15 protein-coding genes are annotated in these 24,780 nt (G+C 51.5%); 3 read left to right on the top strand and 12 right to left on the bottom strand.

Annotated elements, in window-relative coordinates; translation table 11 throughout:
- Nucleotides 1-12: 12 nt before the first annotated feature.
- On the bottom strand, nucleotides 13-1,401 hold the full coding sequence (locus L1F29_RS26510; protein WP_373876566.1) for an MFS transporter: 1,389 nt from the start codon (nucleotides 1,399-1,401) through the stop codon (nucleotides 13-15).
- A gap of 318 nt (nucleotides 1,402-1,719) precedes the next feature.
- On the opposite strand from L1F29_RS26510, the gene L1F29_RS26515 reads away from it, so the two are divergent.
- Nucleotides 1,720-2,199 carry a MarR family winged helix-turn-helix transcriptional regulator gene (locus L1F29_RS26515; protein ID WP_258385034.1) on the top strand — a complete coding sequence of 160 codons (480 nt, stop codon included), beginning with the start codon at nucleotides 1,720-1,722 and terminating at the stop codon, nucleotides 2,197-2,199.
- Nucleotides 2,200-2,363: 164 nt separating this feature from the next.
- On the opposite strand, the gene L1F29_RS26520 is transcribed toward L1F29_RS26515, so the two are convergent.
- The 9 genes from L1F29_RS26520 to L1F29_RS26560 form a co-directional block, all read right to left on the bottom strand.
- Complete coding sequence (locus tag L1F29_RS26520; RefSeq protein ID WP_258385035.1) at nucleotides 2,364-6,875, bottom strand: DUF5722 domain-containing protein; 4,512 nt, start codon at nucleotides 6,873-6,875, stop codon at nucleotides 2,364-2,366.
- 594 nt (nucleotides 6,876-7,469) lie between these two features.
- Nucleotides 7,470-9,074 (bottom strand): ADP-ribosylglycohydrolase family protein, encoded by a 1,605-nt coding sequence (locus L1F29_RS26525; protein ID WP_258385036.1) that lies wholly within the window; start codon nucleotides 9,072-9,074, stop codon nucleotides 7,470-7,472.
- 74 nt (nucleotides 9,075-9,148) lie between these two features.
- Nucleotides 9,149-10,045 carry a carbohydrate ABC transporter permease gene (locus L1F29_RS26530; protein WP_258385037.1) on the bottom strand — a complete coding sequence of 299 codons (897 nt, stop codon included), beginning with the start codon at nucleotides 10,043-10,045 and terminating at the stop codon, nucleotides 9,149-9,151.
- A gap of 17 nt (nucleotides 10,046-10,062) precedes the next feature.
- Entirely contained in the window at nucleotides 10,063-10,986 is a 924-nt protein-coding gene (locus L1F29_RS26535) for an ABC transporter permease (RefSeq protein ID WP_258385038.1), read from the bottom strand.
- A 71-nt stretch (nucleotides 10,987-11,057) separates the two neighbouring features.
- Nucleotides 11,058-12,767, bottom strand: a complete 1,710-nt coding sequence (locus tag L1F29_RS26540) for an extracellular solute-binding protein (RefSeq protein ID WP_258385039.1) — start codon at nucleotides 12,765-12,767, stop codon at nucleotides 11,058-11,060.
- Nucleotides 12,768-12,914: 147 nt separating this feature from the next.
- A complete protein-coding gene (locus L1F29_RS26545) occupies nucleotides 12,915-14,531 on the bottom strand; it encodes a response regulator (protein ID WP_258385040.1) in 1,617 nt (538 codons plus the stop codon).
- A complete protein-coding gene (locus L1F29_RS26550) occupies nucleotides 14,506-16,296 on the bottom strand; it encodes a sensor histidine kinase (RefSeq protein ID WP_258385041.1) in 1,791 nt (596 codons plus the stop codon). Before L1F29_RS26550 ends, L1F29_RS26545 begins: the two co-directional genes overlap by 26 nt.
- A gap of 316 nt (nucleotides 16,297-16,612) precedes the next feature.
- Nucleotides 16,613-17,263: a type A chloramphenicol O-acetyltransferase gene (gene catA / locus L1F29_RS26555; RefSeq protein WP_258385042.1), complete on the bottom strand. Its 651-nt coding sequence runs from the start codon at nucleotides 17,261-17,263 to the stop codon at nucleotides 16,613-16,615.
- 142 nt (nucleotides 17,264-17,405) lie between these two features.
- Entirely contained in the window at nucleotides 17,406-18,890 is a 1,485-nt protein-coding gene (locus L1F29_RS26560) for an arylsulfatase (RefSeq protein WP_258385043.1), read from the bottom strand.
- Nucleotides 18,891-19,086: 196 nt separating this feature from the next.
- On the opposite strand from L1F29_RS26560, the gene L1F29_RS26565 reads away from it, so the two are divergent.
- The gene (locus tag L1F29_RS26565) at nucleotides 19,087-20,004 is read left to right on the top strand and encodes a DsbA family protein (protein WP_258385044.1); all 918 of its coding nucleotides are present in this window, start codon (nucleotides 19,087-19,089) and stop codon (nucleotides 20,002-20,004) included.
- Nucleotides 20,005-20,170: 166 nt separating this feature from the next.
- Here the strand turns inward: L1F29_RS26565 and L1F29_RS26570 are convergent, their stop codons facing one another.
- The gene (locus L1F29_RS26570; protein ID WP_258385045.1) at nucleotides 20,171-20,362 is read right to left on the bottom strand and encodes a hypothetical protein; all 192 of its coding nucleotides are present in this window, start codon (nucleotides 20,360-20,362) and stop codon (nucleotides 20,171-20,173) included.
- 98 nt (nucleotides 20,363-20,460) lie between these two features.
- On the opposite strand from L1F29_RS26570, the gene L1F29_RS26575 reads away from it, so the two are divergent.
- Nucleotides 20,461-22,413 (top strand): ABC1 kinase family protein, encoded by a 1,953-nt coding sequence (locus L1F29_RS26575; RefSeq protein WP_258385046.1) that lies wholly within the window; start codon nucleotides 20,461-20,463, stop codon nucleotides 22,411-22,413.
- Nucleotides 22,414-22,518: 105 nt separating this feature from the next.
- Here L1F29_RS26575 and L1F29_RS26580 read toward each other — a convergent pair whose 3' ends face one another.
- Complete coding sequence (locus L1F29_RS26580; RefSeq protein WP_258385047.1) at nucleotides 22,519-24,768, bottom strand: glycosyl hydrolase family 95 catalytic domain-containing protein; 2,250 nt, start codon at nucleotides 24,766-24,768, stop codon at nucleotides 22,519-22,521.
- Nucleotides 24,769-24,780: the final 12 nt, after the last annotated feature.

Genomic DNA, 24,780 nt, shown 5'->3' on the forward strand with positions numbered 1-24,780 from the left:
TCTCTCGAATGTTTATCCTTTATCCGCCTTGGGCTCAGCCGCTTTGGACAGGACTGCTCCAAACTGCAGGCGATACAGTCCTGCAATTGCAATCGTCAGGACGCACATCACTAAAAATATGTTGCTGTAAATATAAGCTGCCTCATTGGTTACAAGCGGGTTGAGACGAATAGTGGTCAGCTCGTTATCCAGCAGCTTGCCGATGAAACTCATGGAAATCGCGCCCGAGATAAAATTCACCATCGAGAACAATCCCATCCCGACTCCGACCTGGTCCTTGCTTAACGTCCGCGACAGCGTGTTGGACATGGTGATTTGCATGAAGGTTTGTCCGACGTTGCCGGCGATCAAGATAACCGCAATGATGTAAGGCGATGCTCCGATCAAGGTGGAGATCAGAGCAAAGCAAAGGAGCATCAGGAACGACGCCGTAAATAAGAGGAAGGAATTGCCCTTATCGTCTGCCAGCTTGCCTCCCCTTCGGCCCATAATGGCAGAAGCGATAGCTGCCGGAAACAGCACGAGTCCGATGCTTCCCGGTGACAACCCGTTCAATGCGGCCAAGTATTGCGGTGTCATGAACGTTACGCCGAAATTCATCGCCGTCGTAATGAATGCAATCAATAACCCGACCGAATAGCTTCGATTCCGAAATATACCCGGCTGAACGAACGGATTGGATACCGAGCGGATCCTGGCGATAAAGAGAACGAGCACAACCAGCCCTGCCGCGAATAACAGCCAATTGCTCTGCGTAATGGCAAGCAGCACGAACGCGACCGTCCCGGCAAGCAATAGGCCGCCAATAAGATCGAGATGTCCGGCTGTCCCTCTGTCGTTATCCAAATACTTGCGGAAAAAAGGCAGTGTGACCAAGGACAGCAAAGAGAAGAGGAACAATAACCTCCAGCTGCCGAAACTTGCGATCAGCCCCGCAACGACCGGTCCCAGAGCGCCGCCGAGAGCAAGTCCGACAGCGGACGTACCCAATGCTCTGCCCCTCTTCTCCGGCGGGAAATAACGAACGGGAATAATCATCGCCGTTGCGGGAAGAACCGCGGCACCCGCTGCCTGCAGCACCCGCCCGAGAATAATCATCCAATAATCGGAAGCAAGCATACCCACAATCGAGCCGACCGCGAACACAAGAAGTCCGATGGTCAGCAAATCCTTGAGACGGTAGCGATCCGCAAGCTTCCCGTAGACAACCGAACCGACCGCATAGATGACCATGTAGCTGGTCATGATCCAGCTCACCTGTGATGGCATGAGGCTGAACTCCTTGCCGATAACCGGAAGAGCAACGTTGAACATCGTGCCGTTCATCACCGAGAATATCAAGGCAAAGACCAGTACGCGCAGCAGTTTGTCCGGATGTTTAATCGTAGGAATGTTCACTATTGTTCCCCCTCCCTTTCAATCGTTCGCAATTAACACTCTATTTGGCGCCGCTAGAGTTTATCTGCCTATAAATATAATGAGTATTCATATATTGAAGTTACTCACTAATTTATAATACTGAGGATACACACTAATTTCTCGGGTGTCAACAGTCAGGTTTCGGTCTTTTTTATATTGCTGCCAATCGCCTGAAAAGACGTGCATATCGAAGCCTGAAGTGGCTTTAAGGAACCAATCCCGGTATAATGGATAATTAAGCTTTCCGGTTTGAGGTTGAATGAAATCATCCGACATGATTTACAAAGGAGCCAAGAACCTATGATCACCCCCTCAGACAATCCTTTAGCGATCGATGTGATTCACGTCATGGTCCGGGCGACGCAATATATCCAAAGAGAATTTACGGCGCAAATCTCTTCTCTCGACATGCCCTTCCAATTATCGGGCCCCCGCCTTCGCCTGCTGTCCATCGTATCGGAAGCGGGCCAGATCCGCATGAGCGAACTGGCGGCAAGACTAGGAGTCGCAGCCCGTACCGTCACCGATTTTGTCGATGCCCTAGAGAAGGATCGCCTTCTTGTCCGGATTCCCGATCCCACGGATCGCCGGGCCACCTTGCTTCAGCTTACAGAATTGGCGGAAGCCAATATTAATCAGGCTCTTGAACAGCAAGCCAAGATTGCGGAGAAGTTAATTGAGAATCTATCGCCGGAGCAGCGAAAGCAGCTTCTCGATCTATTCCTGCTTCTGATTGAAGAGAAGGATCTTTCCAATCCTTGCGAGGAAAACTTAAAGTAGCCTCATCAAGCCGGTCCTTTTTTCCCGCCACCCGATGAATTCGATGATCCACGATTGAAAAAAAAGAAGTGTGCACGCCGATCTCGGCTGCACACTTCTTCTATTTACAGGAGCTGCGTTCTATCTAAAGACAAATAATTCAACCGCTTCCTGATGAACCTGCTTCAGGACTTGATATTGACCATAATATAATTTGCTTTATCTGCAAATCTCACCGTGATGATGACATTGCCTACTTTTACGGCCGTAATCGTGCTTCCTTGAACCGTAGCCAGCTTCGGCACGTTCGACGTCCAGTCCGCATAATCGGTTACGTCCTGTCTGGTGCCGTCCATAAACACCGCCTGCAATTGAAGCGTTGCCGAAGCATTCGGCTTCAGCTGCACATTGAAGGCTGATGGAATGATCGACTTCAGGTCGCTCTTATCCACCACGGTCAGGAATTTCGCCTGCTGGCCGCCATAGGCAACCGTTACGACGGAAGTCCCTTCAACGCTGCCGGTCTGGAGAGCTTGCCCCGCAACGCCTACGACATTGGTATTGCTGCTCTGATACACTGTGCCTGCATCGCCGCTGATTTCCTTCTCCTTGCCGTCTTCATAGAGTGCATAGACCTTCATCGCGATCGGCTGATTCGGCTTCAGTACGGCATATTTCTGCTCCGTCCTCAAGCTTAGGACCTTCTTCGGAGCCGCCTTGGTGTATCCGATATAATCCAGCTGGATCTCCGGATTCCACGCCAAGCTGTTGCCGACTGCCCGGAAGGAGATTTCGATGCGGGTTACCTGAGCGTTATGAGCCCAATCCGCAACGCTCAAGCTGATCCGGTTCCACTTGTCCGAACCCATCGGAACCGTTGTTGTGATGCTTTCGCTGCCGCTGTACAACGTAACCTTCGTCTCATAGGTTGCGTTAGGAACGCCGCCATACGAGTTAATGTGATAGAAGAACTGGTCGGCCGCGCTCAGATCAATCGGCGTTGCCGGCGCTACCTCGAACGTCTTCCAGGCCGTAGCCGCTACAACGACGGATCTGGCATTCAGCGCATAGCTGCCCAGCATCGGCTTCGTCGGCCCGTTCGGGAACGATTCGACGACCGTCGGGGTGACTAAATTCGTCTTCGCCGTCCACCCTTGCGTGGACCCTTCGAAGTTGAAGAGCAGCTTCTCGTTCTCCGGAATGCTTCCCTCGCCCGTTTCTTTGACGGTACCCAGCACCTTCTCGACCGTCCAGCCTCCATAGGAGAAGGCAGCCGAGATCGCTCCCGAGGACGGAGGCGTGTAGGAAGTAACCGTGAGCACGAACTTCCGGCTCTCCCCGGCTTGAATGCCGCTTACTTGAAGAGCGGAGGAATCGAATCCAAGATGACCTTTGCCCGAGACGGCTACCTCACCATCCAGCGTCTGGCTGCCGCGGTTCGTAACGGTCACCTCGACCTGCGCGCCTACTTTCAATTCCGGCGACAGCAGCTTCGTAACGATATCGATGTTTCCTTTGGTGCCGTCCACAACAACCGATTCATGGAAGCCGATCTCATCGAGCAGGAACGAGCCTGTCCACGGCTGCGTAACCGGCGAGCTGACCCATACCTTAATCCGGTCGATCGAGGTTACTCCGCTCCAATCCGCCAGATTCAATGCAATGTGATTCCAGCCCTGCGGATCAAGAAGCACCGTGCCTTCCGTTATGTTCTTTCCGCTGTATACTTTCACTTTGCCATAGTAGGTTTTGCTCGCATCCGCACCTGGCAGCTTCATGGCGAACGTCAAATTCGGCGATTGAGCCGCGTCGACAGGCTCAGGGAACCGCACGTCCGCTCCCTTCCAATTCAAGGCGGAGTAGTCGCTGAAATTGATCTTAAGCGCACGGGTGCCCTTGAAAGCATCCTGATCCGCAACCGCGATGGAGCTTGCATTATCCGCAGCGTGCCATGCGCCTGCTCCATTCTCGAAGCCCTCCACCAGCAGAGGATTGTTGGCCTCCGTTATGAAGGACACGCCGCTTTGCGACGGCAAATCCCGATCGGCCAGGGCCGACGGATCGAATCCAGGGATAACGTCCTCCCAATTCGCGATCCCGATGACCGACTTGGCGAAATCGGTAGTTTCCAGCGATTTGTCCGTATCGATGTATTTGAACACATCGTAAACCAGCTTGTGCGCATTCGGCGAACTAATGCTGTTCTTGACGGCTGTCCACAGCCCCAGATTCAAGCCTCCTTCCTGCTCATGGTCGACGTGACGGTGCAGGATGAACGAATCGATGCCGTCGAGGAATTTGATTTTATAGTAGGCGTACGCATAGGCAGCCGCCTGGATACGCTGATCCGCCTGGGAGTCCGTCATGCTGTTCAAGCCCTGCTCGGACAGAATGATCCGGCGCATGTTCCCTTCATACAGAAAATCCTGCTGCTGTAAGTATTGCACGAGCACCTGCAGATTCTTAAACGTGATCCGTACCGTGTTGAAATCGTTCGTAGGCGTCTGGTCATTCCAGAATCTCGCATCGAACAGATTCTCCGGATACGGATGGAAGGCCATGTTCCAAGAGAAGTCGCCCTCTGCTTGCGCCAGCTTGTTCAGCATATCGACAATGACTTTATTGTCGTACTTCCAGAGCGCATCCGAAGGGAGTTCTTCATTCCAGAAATGGTCGAGGGAAATGTAAGACCGCGCATTCGCATAGCGGCTCTTCACGATGGTGTCGACCAGCCGCAGCGTCTGTGCGTATTCCCGCACATATTTGTTGACCGTCTTCGGCCCCATATTGTTCCAGACCTGGTTCTGCCCGACCTCGTTGCCGACAATGAATCCGACCGCGCGGCCATAGGCTTCATCCGGCTGCGAATAGCGATCCGCAAGGAAGGTCGTGACCGCCTTGACGTATTTGACGCCCATCTCGTTCTGCGTATTCAGCGCATATACGATACCGCCCGGCTGGGAATCGGGGTGAATGAGATGCGAATTGGGCGTATTCGCCGACAAGTCCCGATACATGAGCAGAATCAAATTGACGATCGTATCGTTGTCGGACAAGCTCTTGATTTGCGAATCCAGATGGCTGACATAGTCCTTCTTGAAATAGAAGGTCTCGCCGTCCACCACATACGGAATGGTATTGCCCGGATTGGTGTTGGCCAGATACAGCATGCCGTTGTACGAGACGTTAATAGCCGCATGGCTGACGCCGAGCTCTTCCGCGTCGTCCGTCATCTGTACCTGAAGCCCCTTAATGCTCTTCGCTTCCGGATACGGCTCCCGGTTTGGCGCCAGCTTCTCGGCATTCGTAATATACTGGGGCGCATCCATCAGCTTAAGCTCGCCCGCCCCGTTGCGGGACGCGACGGCAAACTTGGAATAGAGCCGGTTATGGCTGCCGTCCTTCAGGCTGACGTCAAAGGAGAATTCCGCCGCAATATCCTGCTCCGCAAGCGGCGTAAGCCCTGTCAGATTGCCGGCATCCGCATAAGTAGGCAGCTCGAAGAGCACAAGATCGTCTTCGCTATGCTCCGCTGCATACTCCGGCTTCACCGAGCCGTTGATTGTTATGCTGCCGCTGTCGTTGATCTGTGCTGTAATGGCGCCGTCATAAGGAACCTCGGCCGGCGGGAAATTCTTGAAGCGGATTTCGTCAATTACGATCGAGCCGCTATCGGCCGGAGCCAGAATGCGGAACTGCTTGATCGTTCCCGACCAGTTCGCCTTGTCCCACATATTGAAGTCGACCGTCTGCGCGTTTGCGTTCGGCGCAAGGTCGAACAGCTTCGTCTTCGCATCGTCCCATGTCGGGTCCTCTTCGGTAATCCAGGCCAGCTTCACCTTGGAGCCGGAAGTCATATTGTCCAGAGCAACCGACATCCCGTTCCGGATACCCGCGTCGATCTGAATGACCGGAGATTCGATGTAATCGCCTGCGCCTCCGATGCCGAAGGTTGCCTTGCCGCCCGAAGCGTTCACTGAGCCTTGGCTGGCGGTGAAGCCTTCCGCATCCCCGTCACGCGAGAATCTCATGTCCAGCGTGTTGGTAGCAATAATGTAATCGATCTGGAACCTGCCGTCCCAGCTGTCATAGCCGGGCGCTCCGGGCGCGATTCCCGCCAGATCGAAGTTCTGCATGAACGACAGCTCCATCTTCGTGACGGCACCGCGCTGCGCCCAGCCGGAAATGTCGATAAATACGCGATTCCAACGGTCATTTGAAATCTTCGCGACCGATTCATATACGTCCTCTCCGCTGTATAGACGCACCTTAAACATATAGTCTACAGGCTGCCATCCCCAGGAATTCGCTGCGAATGCGAGGTACCGTTGGCCGGATAAATCAAGCGGTGCGGAGAAGTCGCGATAAATCGTTCTCCATTGATACACCTTCACTTTCTCCGGTATTTGCTCCAATGTACCATCGCCTTCGTAAGGGCCCCCCGGCCCGTTCAGAATGCTGGTCGCATAGTTGACCGATTTCGTATTAGCGCCCTTCTGCCATGTCGCAACATCCGCCGCCGTGTTGAAATCATTAATGATAAGATTCGGGAAAAATTCCTGTGCGTTGAACACATTGCCGGATTGCTTTAAGTCAGGCTCGTAAGCCCCCGCGAAAGCGGTTACAGAACTGAACACGATTTGAAGCAGCAGAGCCAGAGCAAGCGCTCCTGATGTTACCTTAACATGTCGTTTCATACTGAATAACCTCCATTACCTGCATTTTCCCTGCATCATCATTCTGACCGCTTCATGTGATCTCTTTAAGAATTCTTTAACGGGATTAAGATCATCGAAAAGCAGAATATACTATGAATCACCGCCTTTATACGAAACTATCACCATTACGTATACATATTATAATAATTGGTATATTAAAACAATATTTTAATTCTATTCTTCCGGTTATTTTTACATCATTATCCTTCCATGGAATCCGCACATAAAAGCCGATCCCTCTCATTCCCTAGTGTCGATTGGCATATTTACGATAAAACTCGCTATATACTTTGCCTTGAATCTTTGATCCATTACTCCAGTCAGGTAGTTAAATTGGAAATTTAGTATATCGACAAAGTTCTAGTTATTATATTACTATTTACCTATTAATGTATATTTAATTAGATCAATTTCAACAAATTAACATAATATTTTCTATCATTCATCATTATCTATCATTATTCGACACCATAATCCGATACGAAAATGACGGAATTGCTGATCATGAAAAAGGTTCAATAACGACAACAAGCTGTCGTTATTGAACCTTTATAATTTCATGTACTCCTGAACCTAAATAATGGATCGAATCATGTGGGCCGCTGGCGCCTTCGAACGATCCTCAGCAGCGGATATCGTTTCTCCGGCAGCCACCGGCACATTCAGCAATACGATGGGAACAAGCCCTTTCGTCGGCCTTCCGGCCGAAGTAATCTCGATGATCAAATCATACCTTGGTTCCTTCAAAGCAAGAGGCGTCAACTCGAAGAAAAGCTCGGTATAGCCGACGTTGCAATGGTACTGCTCCAGCGGTACGCTGATGTTCTGTCCGGGAGACAACGTCCACCCTTCGGGTAAATGCCACTTGACGTTTAACCACTGCTGCATGAACAGCTGGTTGTCCAGGATCAGGCGGAACCGCCTCGGCTGCGCCTCCGACACGTATGGATCACTCAGATAATCCAGATAGACGGAAAAGATCTGAAAGTCGTAATGGACCATGAATGGGCTTTGATTGAGCAAATCGGATTTTTCCCGATATACCCAACAGTTCACTCGGACCGGATGATTATAAAGATCCTGATATTCTTTAGTCTCTATCGTGTACCCGCGCTCCGAATGAACATAATCACAATATTCGCTTCCCAGGAAAATCGGCGTCACCTTCAGGATGCGATCCGTCAGCTCCGTCACCGTCTTCGGAATTCTCACGCCCTGATCGGTCAAGCTGATGCATAATGTCTTTATTTCGTCTCCGATCGGTTCCAGCCATTCCGGGGGTATACTCTCTGTCTCGCCGATGATGCCCATAATGGCGCCGACTGTTGCAGCCGTACAATCCGTGTCTTCGCCGCAATTATTCGCGATGCAAATACTTTTGCCGAAGTCGCCTTCTCCGTACAGCCAGCCTATGATCGTAATCCCGACATTGCTTGGCGCATCCCAGCCCATATCCCCCACGGGCACTTCATCCGTGAGCTGTTCGGGAGCCATCCCGATAATGCCGAAGCTGCCCGGCAATTCTGTCAGCAGCCGGATACGCGCTTCCTGCCAGTTCAGCCCTGAACGGTAGCATTCCATGACCATCCGCACCGCTTTCGCTGCTCCGCAATCTTCCGGAAGATACGAGAGTCCGATTTCAATTAAAGTAAACGTGTCGCTCTCCACGAAAGCAGCGCTTTGGATGGCCGCGAAGAACACTTCGGCATACACGCCCTCGTGGCTATGATCGACGACCGCATCCTCGAAAGCATATTTCACCGCGATATCCGGATGGCCGGGGGCCAGACAAGCCCATATCTCCGAACGGATATACGCTCCGTTGCTGTCGCGGAATTTATTGTTCACATATCCGGAGAGCGGAGGCACGATTCCCATTCGCATGTTGTTTTTGCCTGCGCCGTATTCCGCCCAGTTCGGCGTGATATAAGACAGCCAATATTCACCCAGGATTCTGGAGTTGACCGCCTTGCCGTATTTCTCCACCGCATTTAACCATACCAATTGCAGATCCAGGTCGTCATTAGGCAGAACCCCTAAAGATAGATCATGCGTATAGTAGGATACATCAAGCACGCCTCGTTTGCATTCGAACGGCGCTCCGAGTGTGCCGCCAACGTTTTTGCCAATCCAACATCCCCGTAATTTGCGCTTATATTGATCCAATGAAAGTTTCATCTATTGCACCTCTTGTTCTCGATCTGGTCGATCTGGTTTGTGTTATCCTTCTTGCGTACAGCTGGTCTGACTGACTAGCCTTTCACGCTGCCCAGTACGATCCCCTTCATGAAATATTTTTGCAGAAAAGGATAAAGCACGAGCACAGGCAGCGCGGCCAAGAAAATTTGCGAAGCTTTCGTTGTACGGTCGGATACCTCTGCCAAGGCCTTCATATCTTCCGCGGTCAGATTTCCAGCTGCGGTGAATAGCTCCGTACTGACTACAAGCGTCTGCAGGTAGGTCTGCAGCGGATAATTCGTCGGCGAGTTCATATAGATCAGCCCGTCGAACCAGGAGTTCCACTGACCTACGCAGGTAAACAGCAGAATGGTCGCCAGTGCGGGCATCGATATCGGAACCATGATTTTCCACAATAGCTTCCAATGGGTACAGCCGTCCACAAGCGCAGCCTCCTGAATTTCCTTCGGCGTACCGCGAAAGAAATTGAGCAGCAGCACGATATTGAACACCGCTACGGCGCCTGGAAGCACGAGCGCCCAGATCGTGTCGAGCATATGGTAGTTTCGTATAACCATGTAAGTCGGAATTAATCCCCCGCTGAACAGGATCGTCACAAAGAAGAACCATACATAGAAGGTGCGCATCGGAAACTCCGTCCGCTCCTTCGACAGCGGATACGCCGAGATAATGACCACTGCCAAACTGATGAACGTTCCCAGGACAACCCGCTCAATCGAGACGAGAAGCGATTGCAGAAATTCCGGCTTGGAGAGCGCATATTTATAGGAGCTCAGCGTGAAATCAACCGGCCACAGCTTGACCGCACCCGCCGTTGCCGCCGAGCTGGAGCTAAAGGATATGGCAAGTATGTTGATGAGAGGAAGCAAACAAACCACAGCCAAGGCGATCAAAACTATATTATTGCATACAAGAAAGATTTTCCGTCCAAGTGAAATATGGATGTCCATTGCGGCCTTTCCTTTCCTTAGAAAATACGGTAACCGGCTAATCGATAAGCCAGCCAATACGATGCTCCTACAAAAATCAAGGAGACTACCGATTTGAACAGGCCGACAGCTGTCGCAACCGCATACTGAGCGTCGATAAGACCAAGCCGATAGACGAAGGTGTCCAGAATATCCCCAGTCCGATAGACAAGCGGATTATATAAATTGAACACTTGGTCGAAGCCCGCATTTAGCACCCCGCCAAGTCCCAAAGTCGCCAGCAGTACAATGATCGGCAGCATGCCCGGCAGTGTCACATGAACCGTCTGCTTCCATCTCCCAGCCCCATCCATTACGGCTGCTTCATACAAGGTCGGATTGATGCTGGTCAGCGCAGCCAGATAAACGATCGTACCGAACCCGAATTCCTTCCACACGTCCGTAACGACCAGCACATAAGGAAACAGCTTATCATTGCCGAGAAAAAATAACGGCTTCATCCCGAACCAGCCCAACACTTCATTGAGCAAACCATGCGATGGAGAGAGAATATCGATCAATATCCCGCCGAGAATGACCCATGAGAGAAAATGCGGCAAATATATTAGGGTCTGTACCGACCGCTTGATGAATGATTTCCGAACTTCATTCAGCAGCAGTGCCGCTGCAATCGGTGCAATTTGACCGAAGATGATTTTCAGAAAAGCAATATAGATCGTGTTCCATAACACCTGGCCAATCCCAGGCATTTGAAGCATCAATTCGAAGTTCTCCCATCCTACCCACTTGGAATCGAAGAAGCCTTTGGCGGGGATGAAATTCTGGAAGGCAATGACGATTCCGGCCATCGGGATATAATGGAACATGATCAACAATACGATGCCGGGCACCAGCATCAGATGCAGAGGGAGACGCCTCTTCCAAGATCTACTTTTAACGGTCGCCGCTTGCACCGTCATCATTCCTTTCTATGCGGATGGAGCAAAGAAGGAAGCGAGCAAATCTAAGACCCGCTTCCTCTCCATTCTCAAGTCTATTGCTTCGCCTTATACCACTCGTTGACCTCAGCGGTAATCGCGTCGCCGCCAAATTTCTTCCAATCGGCCATAAACGTATCGAACGCGCTTATATCCGACTGTCCCATAATAATCTTCGTGAACATTTCCAGCTTCATCTTATCGAGCGTGCTTTTCTTGGCCGTCATTGTCGGCGTGCTCGGTCCCGTATATTCATCAACCAAGTACCTGTTATCCTTCACATAGTCACTGACGACATTCATGCCGCCTCCGGGTCCAGCCCATTTATAGGAAGACCAGGCTTGCCCTTCCTCGTTGCTGTCTGCAAACTTGCCCGACAACCACATTTGGTAGAGGTCATAGTGATGCTTAACATCGGCAATTGGATTATCGATATACTTCCCGGCATCGACGGATTCTTGAACGCCCCGGTGAATATTGATCAGCTCCAGCGGATCGCTGATGATGACGGCCGCGAATGCGGATACATTAATTTCTTTGTTTTCCCCGCCGTACCAATAAGCATCCAGACGTCCTTCCGGGCCATACTGCTTCTCTACCGCAAAATTAAGCAGCTTCACGAGAGCCTCCGGATGCTCGAAGCCCTTGCGGACGACATAATAGTTCCCGACCGGAATGCCGCCTGATGTGCTTGCTGGCTGGTCATCGAAGGAAATCAGCGGATACGGCTTCCAATCCGATTTTTCCTTCTTGTAATGATCTGTAAGCGGCCACCATACAGCACCCTCGCCGGAGTAGAACATGCCCGCTTTGTTGGAGGCAATCAGCTCGTAAGCTTTCGCTTGATCCTTGACGGCAAACTCCGGATCGATGAGACCTGCTTTGAACATTTCCTGCAGCTTCTGCAGCGCCGGCTTGAGTCCCGGCTGTATGTCACCGGAGACGAGCTGGCCGGAATCATCCTTGATCCAGCGGCCCGGATACGCATGGAAGCTCTCGAAGAAGCCCATTAAGGAGTTCATGTCCTTGTTGATTCCGCCCAGCCCGATCGTGTCCTTCTGGTTGTTGCCGTCCGGATCTTGATTGGCAAAAGCCTCGGCGATTTTGTATACGTCCTCCATCGTCTTGGGCTCCGGCAAATTAAGCTTCTTCAGCCAATCCTGCCTGATCCACAGCATCTGCGCTCCGGTACCCGTGAAGCTGACGCCCGGAAGCGCAAGCAGCTTGCCTTCGAAGGTAGAGGCTTTCATCCCATTGCCGCCATCGTTGTTAATGATCTTCTTTGTCTTATCCGAAGCATATTTCTCGAACACGTCCGTCATGTCCTCGACCATATCGGCGTCGACCAGACGCTTCAGCTCATTGGCCGTCACCGACAGAATATCCGGAATGTCGCCGGATGCGATGGTGACATTCATTTTTTGCTGCCACTGGGTCTGTGGAACGCTCCATTTATTGATCAGCTTAATGCCAAGCTCCTCTTCATAGGAGCGGTACCAGATGTTGCTGTCAATGCTGTCGCCCTTCTCGAATTTGATGGATGGTGGCAGATACCTTACGGTTGTCACTTCAATCGGAGTCTCATATTTGCCAAGCGGATCGGCTGCGGCTGTCTGTTCTCCGGTATTTCCAGTTCCTTGACTGTTCAAGCTGTTTGCCTTGTTAGTCGCGTCTTTGTTATTCGCCGTACTGCTGCATGCCGTCATAAAGAGGAGCATAGCCGCTGCGGCGAATATAAGATATCGCTTCAGACTCGTGTGGTGCATGTTCAATCCCCCCATGTGTGTAAACGCTGTCACTTGCATGAATCAAGTATAAGCCCGTTACCATCGACTGCGTAACAGGCCATTTCTTTACTTCGGCTTATCTATTTTTTACCTTTGTTCAGGGTCGTCCCTGCGGCCAATAATCCATTAACGTTCTTCGAGCGACCGGTAATCCTGGGGAGTTTGACCGCTCGTCTTCTTGAAAAACCGCGTAAAATGGGGCGGTGAAATGAAGCCCAGCTCCGCACTGATTTCATGAATTCTCAGGTCCGGCTGAAGAAGCATCCGCTTGGCTTCCTTCAGCTTCGTCTCATGGATATAGGCAAGCACATTCGTGCCTGTGACCTTCTTGAATGCTCTGGATAAATATGAGGGATTCCACTCGACAACCTCGGATAATCGCACTAAAGAGAGGTCTTCTCCCAGATGATCGTGAATGTAACGCTTCACCAGATCGATTGTGCGATCGTAACGTTCCGCCTGATCTTGCACCTGAAGATCGAAGATCGTACTCGCCAGCCGATCATAATAATCCAACCAATATGCCGGCTCCAGTTGAACGTCCGAAGGCTGCATGATCACAGACAAATCCATGCGGTCCGACAGTCGATCCTGCAAATTAAAGCGGTGGATATGGCGCAGAAATACGAGTGAAATCGCAGAATGAACCGCGTCCAGCCGCATAGGCTCAGCCGTGAAGTGCTTCCAGACGGAATTGAAGGCTTCCGCTTGACCAGTGGCGAGATACTCGCCAAGCAGATCGGATTTGCGGAGCATCTTCGTCCGATAGAGCTCTAACTCGTCGAATGCGACCTGAACAACCCCGTTTCTCTCGCCGGATTGACGCTGGTACTCATGCTGCAGCATCGCCCAGCGGTCGGCAATGTCTTCCCATTCGCATGGCGACCGGTCAAGCAGACAGAATAGCGAAATACCGAAGGAACGCAAGCAAGCGGCCTCCGCATTCTCCGCATATTCGCGAATGGCCAACAGAATACCGCTCCACGGAGCAAGCACTTCCGATCGCTCATCCGGATGACTGGCTGCCGGCTGTACGAACCAGACCAGAGTATCCTTGTCGACAAATATATATTTCATATGCAGGTGCGGATAACCATACTGCTCCTCGATTGCATGCATCCCTGCATGCAGCTGAGCCTTGCCGGTCTGGCGAGTCCCGGAATCCCTTCCCATCAGCTTGCCCATCATAAGAAGGACTGGGCGCTTCGGGTCGAGCGAAATACGCAGTTCCTCGAATTGCTCGGATCTGCCTTGCGTATCGAATGCTTCGCCATGGAGCAAATCGCTTAACAGCTCGTTCTGCAGCAGCGGCAGTGTTTGTTCCATCTGCTGCATGGCTTTGGCCACAAGTCCTTCAATCTGCTGTTCTCCGGCTATATCCTCCATCAGCTTGCCGATCGTCTCCAGGATTGTCTCATGGCCTTCGGTCTTCAGCAAATAGCTGGTATTGTCATAATGGATCGCCTCGTACACATAATCGAACTCGCTATGTCCCGTCAGAAAGACAACCTTGCACCTGGGCCACAGGCTGCGTATATGCTTATGAAGCTCCAATCCGCTTAAAGCAGGCATTCGGATATCCGTCAGGACAATGTCAAACTTTCCCCGCTTCAACCATTCGAGTGCCGACTTACCGGAATAAGCCTTATATAATTCCAGCTCGAACGGAAACCGATCCTGGAGAAGCGTTTGGAGACCGTCCGCTATATCGGGCTCGTCATCCACGATCAACAATCGAAGCATATTCCTTGTCCTCCTTCCATATCGCGATCCGGACTTCCAATCCGCCTAGAAGGCTGCGTTCCAGATGAATGCCGCCTTTATCTCCGTATTTCATGCGCAGCCGCCGATGAATGTTCAGAAGGCCCGTCGTTTCTATCGTACTTTCATCTGTACTTAGCAGAGCCCACAGCCCCTCCAATCGTTCCTGATCCATGAACGGACCGTTGTCTTCCACCCGGATAAGCAGACAATCTTCCGTCTCCTCGAATGTAATCGACAGGAACCCGCCTTCCTCCATCTGGTCAAACACATGCTCGAATGCGTTCTCGATAAGCGGTTGAAGGATAAGACGCGGCACCATGACCGCCCGGTAAGAGACCGGCACTTCGCCGCACTCAGCTTTCATGCGCAGTCGGAACCGCCGTCCTTGAATTTCCGCATAAATCGTAGCGTGCTTGGCCTCCTCATAGAGCGGAGCCTCGTCTGAGGAATTCCGGGTAATATACCGCAGATAACTGCCCATTTGCGTAGCGAACTGCTTGGCGTTATCATGATCCTCTACCGCAATCATATTAGATAGGGTAAAGTAGCTGTTATATAGAAAATGAGGATTGATTTGGGATTGAAGCTGTTTGAGCTCCGCCCGTTGAACGAGTATTTTATGCGTATAGACCTGTTCGATCAATTCCCGCATATTGCGGGACATCTTATTAAAACCCTGGAGCAAATAACCGAACTCGCTGCGACTGCTCGCGGCGACCGTCACGTCCAGCTCGCCCTTCTCCATCTTTCGGAATGCCCGCAGCAGCGCCAGCAGCGGCCGATGAATCATTCGGTATAAGGAAAGCCACAGCACGACAATAAAGACGAGGAACACAGCTATTAAGACCCAGAACAACTGCTGGTAACGGTACAGGTTATTGAACAGATGCTTCTCGGGAACGTAATGAATAAGCGAGAAACCGAGCAATTGCGAGAAACGGGAGGATACGAGCACGCGGTCTTCTCCTTTTCCTACGCTGCTGATATTCTCGAATGTATGAGGCACATCCGTTTTATATTGATCGATATACTGATCTAAATACGGATTCTCGTAATGATGGCTGCGTATGATGAACCCGCCGCTAGGATCTCTTAGAACGGAACCGCTGTTCTCGCTGCTCTCGAGAGCGGCAAACGACTTGATCAGCTCATTCGGCGAGAGCTCCACGATAATGGAATACAGCGCATTTCCCCCTTCATACAAACCGCGCACCTCATGAACCAACACGATATACGGGATATTGCCGAGGAAATAAATCGCTTCTCCCGGATTCTTGCTGGCAAGCTCGCGGGTTGCATTGAATTGTTCCTCTGCCATTACTCCCGTCCCCTGCATAGCGGATAGCGTGCGGTTGATGGAGGGAATATGAACCGACACATCCGAAATATATATGCTGCTGTTCTTCAGTGCAAACAACCGATCCTGCAGCAGAAGCAGAGCCTGGCTTTTGTCATAGTTATTCATATAGTCAGGCATGACTGCCAGCTTGTTCAGAGACTCGTCATTAATCATTTCAAACTGCAGCAATTGAATCCGTTCGACTTCCTTCTCCATCGCACGAATATTCGCTTCAACCCGGGACTCCATGGAGTTGGATATTTCCCGGCGCAGCGACTCTCTTCCCCCGGAATAGAAGTAGTTCCCGATCAAGATGATCGGTATCAGCATAAAAGCCAGCGTTAAGGCGAAGCGAAACAACAGCGAGCTCTTTATTTTACTAAGCCCTGTACGGATAAATCCCACCCCCATCCTCGCTTCGAAACTTGTTTGCTATGCGCTTTCACAACACATATCTTCTCATTATTTATAAGAAAGCGCTCAAAAGCAATAAAAAAAATTGTTTTCTATGGCGTATCACCCGGTCGTGGTTGAGAGAAGCTTCGCGTCCTAATTCCATTTAATTACAACGAAAAAAGTCCAATAACGACTTATATTTATCGTCGTCATTGGACCGGTTGGTGTTCGTATGCTCGAAGACAATGCAGTATGAAGCAAGAAGCATGTAAAGAAAGTCTTATCCTGCCTTTGCAATGATTTAACTATCGTTGCCCTGTCAGGTTCAGCACCATTCCTTACAGTTATCCGCCCTTAATTGCAGATCGTTATACAATAGGCTGGCATGATAGCCATCGCAAACAGCGTGGTGGAATTGACCCGACAATGGAAGCAGAACTTGACCGTCTTGATGAAAATATTTGCCTATCGTAAATATGGGCAGCAAATAGGTTCCCTCGGTATAAATATTCAGATTAAAGCCAGAGAAGCTCACCCACGGAATGCTGGAAATCGGAAAGGTGTTTGGCGGCTCATTGGCTTTAGCGGAAAATTGTTTAATACCTCCATATTTCTCCATATCATCAAGATAACGACGGTAGAATTCATTAAAATCTTCGCTGTACAAGGTCCAAATGGATGAAAATGTCTTGTCATCATCATGGAAAATCGTAAAGCTAGGAGACATGCTGTCCCAATAACCTAACCTGCCCTCGGAATCAAGACATGTGCGAAATTCAATGTGGCGGTTTACCACTGTAGTGACCATATGAATAAGCGCCGGGTACAACTTGATCCCCTTCGTTTTAAGCTCTGCAAGCAGCCGGGTTATATCAATGTTTGCCGTCATGCTGTAGGTGCATCTGACTGTGTTTAAATAATGTTCATAATAGGTTCTTCTACCCCAGTTATCCATATTAATTGGATTGAAAATCATTTTCATAACCTCCTAAAATGTTAAGAATCTTCGTTTTAGGAGGCTTGATCGACTGATTTAACCATATCCTCATCACAATCCCCGTACATTTTTTTACTGCATGTTCAGAAAATCAGCCCGCTCTTGGAATTACGCTGCGCCATCAATGAGCAGCACTGTCCGCGTTAGTTGTTCTTATATGCCGGAGACATGCTTGCGGCGGTCTCCCGACAATCAGGCTGGCGCCGTCCGTATATCCTTCTTCCCTTCCCGTCAGCTCCAGGATCAACCGCTCCCTCCAGTCGGCCAGCCTCTCCTCATGTTCTGGCGATCCCGCCAAATTATACCGCTCTTGAGGGTCAGCCTGAAGATCGAACAACTGCTCCTTACCGATCTGGGAATACCAAATATACTTCTGCTTACCGTCCGTTACATAATGAGAGGAAAGCCCCCCGTAAGCGTGCTCGCCATGGATGTACGCCCTCCAATCAGCTTGGCTTTCGCGCCCTCCCAGAGGAACGACGCTCCTTCCGTCTACAGAGTCTGGAATCGGAACGCCGGAGGCCTGCAGCAAGGTCGGCATAATATCCCGCAGCTCTACGACATCCTTCACCCGTTTCCCGGGTACAAGCCCCAAAGTGCCTGTCGGATCATTCAGAATAAACGGTACTTTGGCGCTGCCTTCATAGGCTAATATCTTCTTGTACAGATTATGGTCGCCCATTAAGTCGCCATGATCGGATGTGAACAGAATGATCGTATTATGGCTTACCCCAAATTCGAACAGCGCGTTCCGCAGGCGTCCGATTTGGTTGTCGATATGGGTAATGAGCGCATAGTACGCGGCGAGAGCTTTCTTCCGCATCCGCTCATGCACGATTCCACCCGCAGTCGTCGGATTCAGGCCCTCACGGCCCGGATCGTCCCGCCGCGCCCATTCACCGACCGGCGGCTCGGGCAATTCGATCCCATCGTACAGATCCAGGAAAGCCTGCGGAGGATCCAGAGGCGCATGCGGCCTGACGAAGGAGGTCCACAAGAAGAACGGCTTGCTCGGATCCCTCCGCCGCAAGAAATCGATGGATTGGGTTACAGCCCAGTTGGTTGGATGCAGCGATTCATCCAGATGCCAAGGTCTGGCGACCGTCGAAGCATTGCAGTCCAGGCCGTGATCCATAATGTCCTGCTGCGATCCCGCCTTCTCCCGCAGCCATACCAGGTAATCATCGCATTGATCCCACCACTCCAGCGCAGTGGAACGGGCGCGGTTGCGGTTGTAATGCATATAGCCGTCATGCAGCACAATGTTGTGGAATCCGCACAGATTGCGGGTCGGGTACACATGCATTTTGCCGACACATTGCGTATGGTAGCCGGCTTTGGCGAACTCCCCGGGCAGCGTATGCTCATAATTCCAAGGCACCTTGTCCTCGTATCCGACTCGGCCGTGATTGCGCTGGCTCATACCGGTCAAAATGGCAGCTCTGGCAGGAATACAGGACGGCGTTGCCGTGTAAGCGCTTGTGTAAGCGACGCCAGTTCGGGCCAGATCATCCAGGTTCGGCGTTTCAATGACCGGATGGCCCAGGAAGTGAAGGCAATCCGCCCTCATCTGGTCAACGGAAATCAATAGAACATTCGGTTTCATGCGGCATCTCCTTTGTTTCTTGCCGATTTACGAATCTATTATGTCATCACCATTAGAATCGTTAATATAATACCAATTATCGTCAGTAATATCTATAACATAGGGAGAATCGCATACTTGATTTATTTTTTATAGTTAATATAATAAAGTTATAGATATTCCGAACATCAACACGGACAGAAACGAGGAGACAGACATGACGAACAAGATGATTTGCGATTTGGAAACGGGAGTTTGCGGGGTTGGCGGAGAAGAGGCTATGGAGCTGATCGATCTCAACGCCCCCCAAGAGATCATCGATCTGTATTACGTCACGGACCCTATTTGCTCCCACTGCTGGGCGCTGGAGCCGGTGCTTCGCAAGTTTGCCGAACAATACGGTCATTACTTTCACTTGCATACCGTCATGGGCGGACTGTTGAAGAGTTGGGACGGCTTCGCGGACGTGAAGAACGGCATAAGCCAGCCCGCCGATGTAGCGGTCCACTGGAGAGAGGTCGGCGTGCATTCCCGCATGCCGATTGACGGTTCGTTATGGCTGGATAACCCGGTGCAATCCTCCTATATTCCATCCCGCGTCTTCAAGGTCTTTCAACGGAAGGATGAGAAGCTGGCCATTACCTTCCTGCGCAGGGCGAGAGAAGCGGTCTTCGCCTTCAATCAGAACATCGGAGATGAAGAAGTGCTTCGCGGCATCGTCGATCAGATGGGGTTGGATGGGGATACCATCGTGAAGGAGGCCGCTCTTCCCGCCAGCCAGGAGCTTCTGGAGCAGGACTTCGCGCTTGCCAAGAAGCTCGGTGTTAGAGGTTTTCCCACCATCATTATGGTCAATGCCGAGAATAAAGGAGCCAAGATCGTCGGAGCCCGTTCAATCGATCACTATATAACGGGACTCAAGCAGACGCTTGCTGCGACAGAAGAGCTTACATCCAAGCCGATGCCCGCCCTCTCCGAGCTTATTGCCCAAGAAGGCCTCCTGTTCGCCAAAGAAATCGAGGTCATGTACGATCTGAAGCAGGAGGATCTGCAGGCTTATCTTCATGCCGAGCTGTCGCCGGAGGCCTATGTTCAGAAGGAAATCTTGAATGAAACGTATATTGTAAAAAAGTAAGCCGCAGCTCTCGGTCCGCATCACGGTCATAAGGTTCTTTTGACCGCTGTTGTTCCCGGTTTTTCAGATTTGACTAGAAATCCGGGAACATCGGTGGCCATTAACGAATCTTATCATCACTATTCCTGATTCATTATGTAGGACATTCTCGCAATGTTTCTCTCATTCAATTCCAGCAAGTCTCTTCCGTCCGCCTCTTCAATCCTTCTATTTGCTCTTTCACGTCTTCCTTCCCCAAAATATCTTGCCAGACCGCATTCACCCCTTTATCGATAAAATCAAAATTATAGAAGTACGTGATCTGAAAAGCAGTCAAGATTTCGATGTTCTTATGTATCCATTTTCGATTATCTGTCAATATCAGCCTATCTCCGTGAAATGGTAATTTAATCCATTAAACAAGCGATATGATATAATGATAGCATTCAAAGCTGAGTTTCAGGCAGGAGGATAGGGATGAATCAGTTTCTGATTTTAGCTGTACTGGCGAGCTTTATTATAGGCAGGTTGATAGGAACGAGATTAAGCTATGCCAAGCAAATCGGCGCGTCTCTGCTTAGCGTCGTGGTCACGTCGGCCATATTTTGGTTCACCTACGTGCGGGATCATCCATCGAGCAGTCCGGGAATAAACGAAATGTGGTGGCTGATCAGTATCGTCATCGTCTCCATGCTGTTCTATCTACTGCTTGAAATGTTCGATCCCCTTCCGCTCGGCGAGCGGGGCGACCGGCTCTCCGAATCCAGGAACCCGCTTGCGAGGTTGTTGGCCTGGATGCGCAGGCAGCACCGATACGCTCAAGTATTGTTTATCGCCATTCGTCATGGCGTAGGCCGGAACCTTGCCGTCAGACGTACCTCCTTCACGGACCGCAAGCTTGCCGTCTCCCTTCGCAAAATGCTAGAGAAGTGCGGCGGCTTCTTCATTAAATTCGGGCAAGTGCTCTCCACGCGTTCGGATCTGTTTCCCCCTGTCTTTATTGAAGAGCTTTCTCATCTGCAGGAAAACGTAGCCCGGTTAACGACTAAGCAGATCGAGAGCATATTGGCCAAAGAGCTGCCCGAGCCCAAAGACGAGCTGTTCAGCTACTTTGATATGGAGCCTCTTGCAGCGGCATCGATCGGGCAAGTCCACCGCGCTACGCTTCGGAAGAACGGCAAGGACGTGGTCGTGAAGCTGCTTCGGCCCGATATCATATTCCTGCTGCGTAGAGATCTCGACATTCTCATCCGGTTTGCCTCCTGGGCGTCGCGCAGATCCGCATGGGCGAGAAGCATCGGTTTTCTCGATCTGGCCAAAGGCTTCTCCGCCGCGATGAAAGAAGAGACGGACTTCCGTATCGAAGCCCGCAACTTAGCGCAGGTATCCGCAGCGATGGAGAACAGCAAGACGAAGGTGAGAACGCCTAAGGTCTACCCGGAAATCAGCACTTCATCGATTCTTGTTCTGGAATATATGGAGGGTGTGAGCGTCAAGAAAGGGGCTGCCCTGTTGTCGGAACGGGGCATCGACAGCCGGCTCATCCAACAGGAGATATTCGATTGCGTCATGGCTCAAATCTTCTTTCAGGGCATCTTTCATGCGGATCCGCACCCTGGCAACGTATATATTATGCAGGACGGAACACCGGCCTTATTGGACTTCGGTTCGGTTGGCAGGCTGGGTACCTTGCAGCAGGATGCGCTGAAGAGGCTGCTAATCGGATTCGAGCAGCGGAATGCCTATGTCATTATGGATTCGCTTCTGCAGCTGACCGAGACCAAACAGGAGATCGACAAGGAAGGATTGGAGCAGGCCATCAGCCAGCTGCTTGTCCAGATCGCATACAACGTAACAGGCAATTCCGATGCGTTTATCCAAGGGCTCTTCCGCATCATCTCCGAATTCGGACTCGCCTTCTATCCGATGGTCGCCGGCGTATTCCGCTCCTTGATCACGCTGGAAGGAACGATGCTGCAATTGAATCCGGATTTCAGCCTCTTGGGTGAAATCAAACGATTCGCCAAGCAATATCTATCGGAGTTTCTGCCCGTCGGCAGTGTCGACGATATACGTAAAACGGCGGAGAACGAGCTGATTGAGCTGCTTCCGGTACTTAGACGGCTGCCAAGGCGCATCGATAATCTGGGCACGATGCTGGAGAAAGGCGAGCTTTCCGTCAAGGTTGGCTTCTTCTCGGATAAGACAAATTCGTCGTTCATCGCCAAGTGGATCGCCCAGCTGCTGCTTGCCTTTGTCGGTCTGGCCTTCGGGGGCATATCCATCGGCTTGCTGTACTTGGGGGAAGCCCAGCCGGCAGAAGGGTTCTCGGTCTTGTCCATGTTCGGTTACGCCGGGGTGCTCGTCAGCTCCATATTACTGATCCGCGTTGCCATCCATGCCATTCGGGAGTTGAAGGTAGACAGATAATAATTCCTCCAAGCTAGGAATCAGTTTGATGAGTATACATCCTATCATTGAGTCGATATGAAGGAGCATGAACGGCGCTGTCAGGCCGACGTTCATGCTCCTTGTTTACAAGGAAACGATTCTACAGGCTTCGCCTGCTTGCAGGGGGATGGTGAACGTACGTCTCAAGCCGCAGACGAGCTCCGTTATCTTATCGCCGATCCGGACCTGCAGACGCTCTCCCGCAAAGTCGTTTTGTACGCGGAAGATACCGCCGCGTTCGGCACGCAGCTCTATAAAGTCGAGCAAGTTCTCACTCATTCTCGCAGAGACGAACACGCCCATCTCGCCGCGGAAATCGCGGAACTCGATGCACTTTGCGGCCCAGTCAGCGGGCACTGCCGGAAAAGCGCGTAGCGTTTCGCCGTCCGTATGCAGCAGCATCTCCTGCAGTGCGCAAACCGCTGCGAAGTTACCCTCCAGCGTAAACGGGCGGTAATGGAACATGCAGATACCGGCCTTCTTGTAGTCGCCGTTCAGATGGAACCCATTCTGCGAGCAAGTGTACCTCCACATTTGCTGCAGATGATATACGGCCGCTTCGCCGTTGCCCTGTTGCGCGTACATGGCGGCAGCCCATGCGAACGAATAACCGACCCACTGTCCTTTACCGAGCACTTCCAAATTATTGATCGTCTCATCCGCGATTTTCCGGTCCCGCTCCGATCCTCGCCGATCCAGCACCCGCAGCGGATAAATGGCCATCATATGCGACATATGCCGATGGCTTTCCGTCAGCGATTCCTTCGGATTGACCATCAGCACGTCCCGCTCGTTAACGGCGAGCTCCGGCAGCTTCGCAAGCACATCCGCCCATCGATTGGCATCGGCGGCAAGGGTAAGTCTTCCCGCCATATCCTGCAAACGGCGGAACAAATAAATAAGCAGCGACAAATCGTAGTTGCTGACCGGATCCAACCATGCCGACAGCCTGTTGTCGTGAATTTCCGGCGAGCTTGAGACCGGCAGCCCCAGCTTTCCGTCCTCCCCCTCTGTCAGCCAGCGCTGCACGCACTCCGCCGTTTCCCGGAAGTACACATACGCTTTGTCACGGAGAAAATCGACGTCACCCGTATACAGCCAGTAATGGTCGAACGCCTGACATACCCATATGTGGTTCGTAATGCTCAGGCTGTACATCGGCCAGCCGCCCATCGCTTTGCCGTTAAGCGTCATAACCGACGGAAGGTTGATGCCCGGTGCATCGAAGAAGCTTTGCGCAAACCGCTTCGCCTCCGGCCGCAAATTCCACAGGAAATCGATGAAGCTCTCACCTTCTTCGAGATGATTCGCCTTCAAATAGTGCCAATAGCATAACTGCGTATTCAGATCATGATGGTAATCGCCCTTCCATGGCGGGAGCAGCCCTTCGTCGGCTGTCCATACCCCTTGCAGCGGCATCGGCGGCGCACCTTTGCGCGAGCAGGAGGCGAACAAATAGTTGTTTAAGTACCACTGCTTCTCTGCTTCCTCGTCCGGTAAAGCAACCTCGCTTTTGCCCCAGTAGCGTTTCCACCAATCAAGGTGATCTCGGAATGCGGCATCGAAGCCGGCGTCGAGCTCGGCAGTCACTTTCCGTTTTGCCTCATCCAGCCACTCTTCACCGTCGCGGTTGGACGCAATCGCATAGACTGCCAGACGTTCCCCATCCGCTATTTGCCGCTCCGCGATAACAATCGCGTAATCGAGCTCATGGTTAGTTCTCTGGTAAAACCAACGAACTTCACCCTCTTCATGCTGCTCAGCGACCGGATAACCGAGCCGGGTCAGGCTTGTGTGAAACACCGGATCCGCGCTAGCGTCCTCCAGCATCCCCGCATAATCCGGCGGCACGATGTCCAGCCTGCCCTCTGCGGAAGTCTCGCCGGCGATTCGGATATAGCCAAGACCGTTAACTGCATGAAGGTAGCTTGACACCAGGAGGGAATGGCCGGCAAACGCAAGCTCTACATGCGCGCATGCATCACGTAATGCAAGGCGGCTCCTGACGCTGCCGGCAGGCTGGCCAAACCGCAGCTCCAACCGGCCTGCCGGCAGCTTGGTTGGATACGGATACTTTTCGTAAATGCTATCGAACCGGTTAAGCAGCCCTTCCTGATCGGCCCGCCGTACGCATTCGATCATTTCCGCATAAGTGAAACGTTCGTCGAGCACCTCGGGCGCCAGGCGCAAATCCCACAAATCGCCGCGGTCGAGGCTGAAGCGGAGCGGCTCTCCGTTACCCCATAGCAAGCACCCGGTCAATCCGTTACCGAGCGGAAGCGCCTCGTCCCACCTTGTAATCGGCTGATTGAATATCAGATCATGCTTTTCCATTCTAATATCCTC

The organism is Paenibacillus spongiae (genome assembly GCF_024734895.1).
Classification (GTDB): Bacteria; Bacillota; Bacilli; order Paenibacillales; family Paenibacillaceae; genus Paenibacillus_Z; species Paenibacillus_Z spongiae.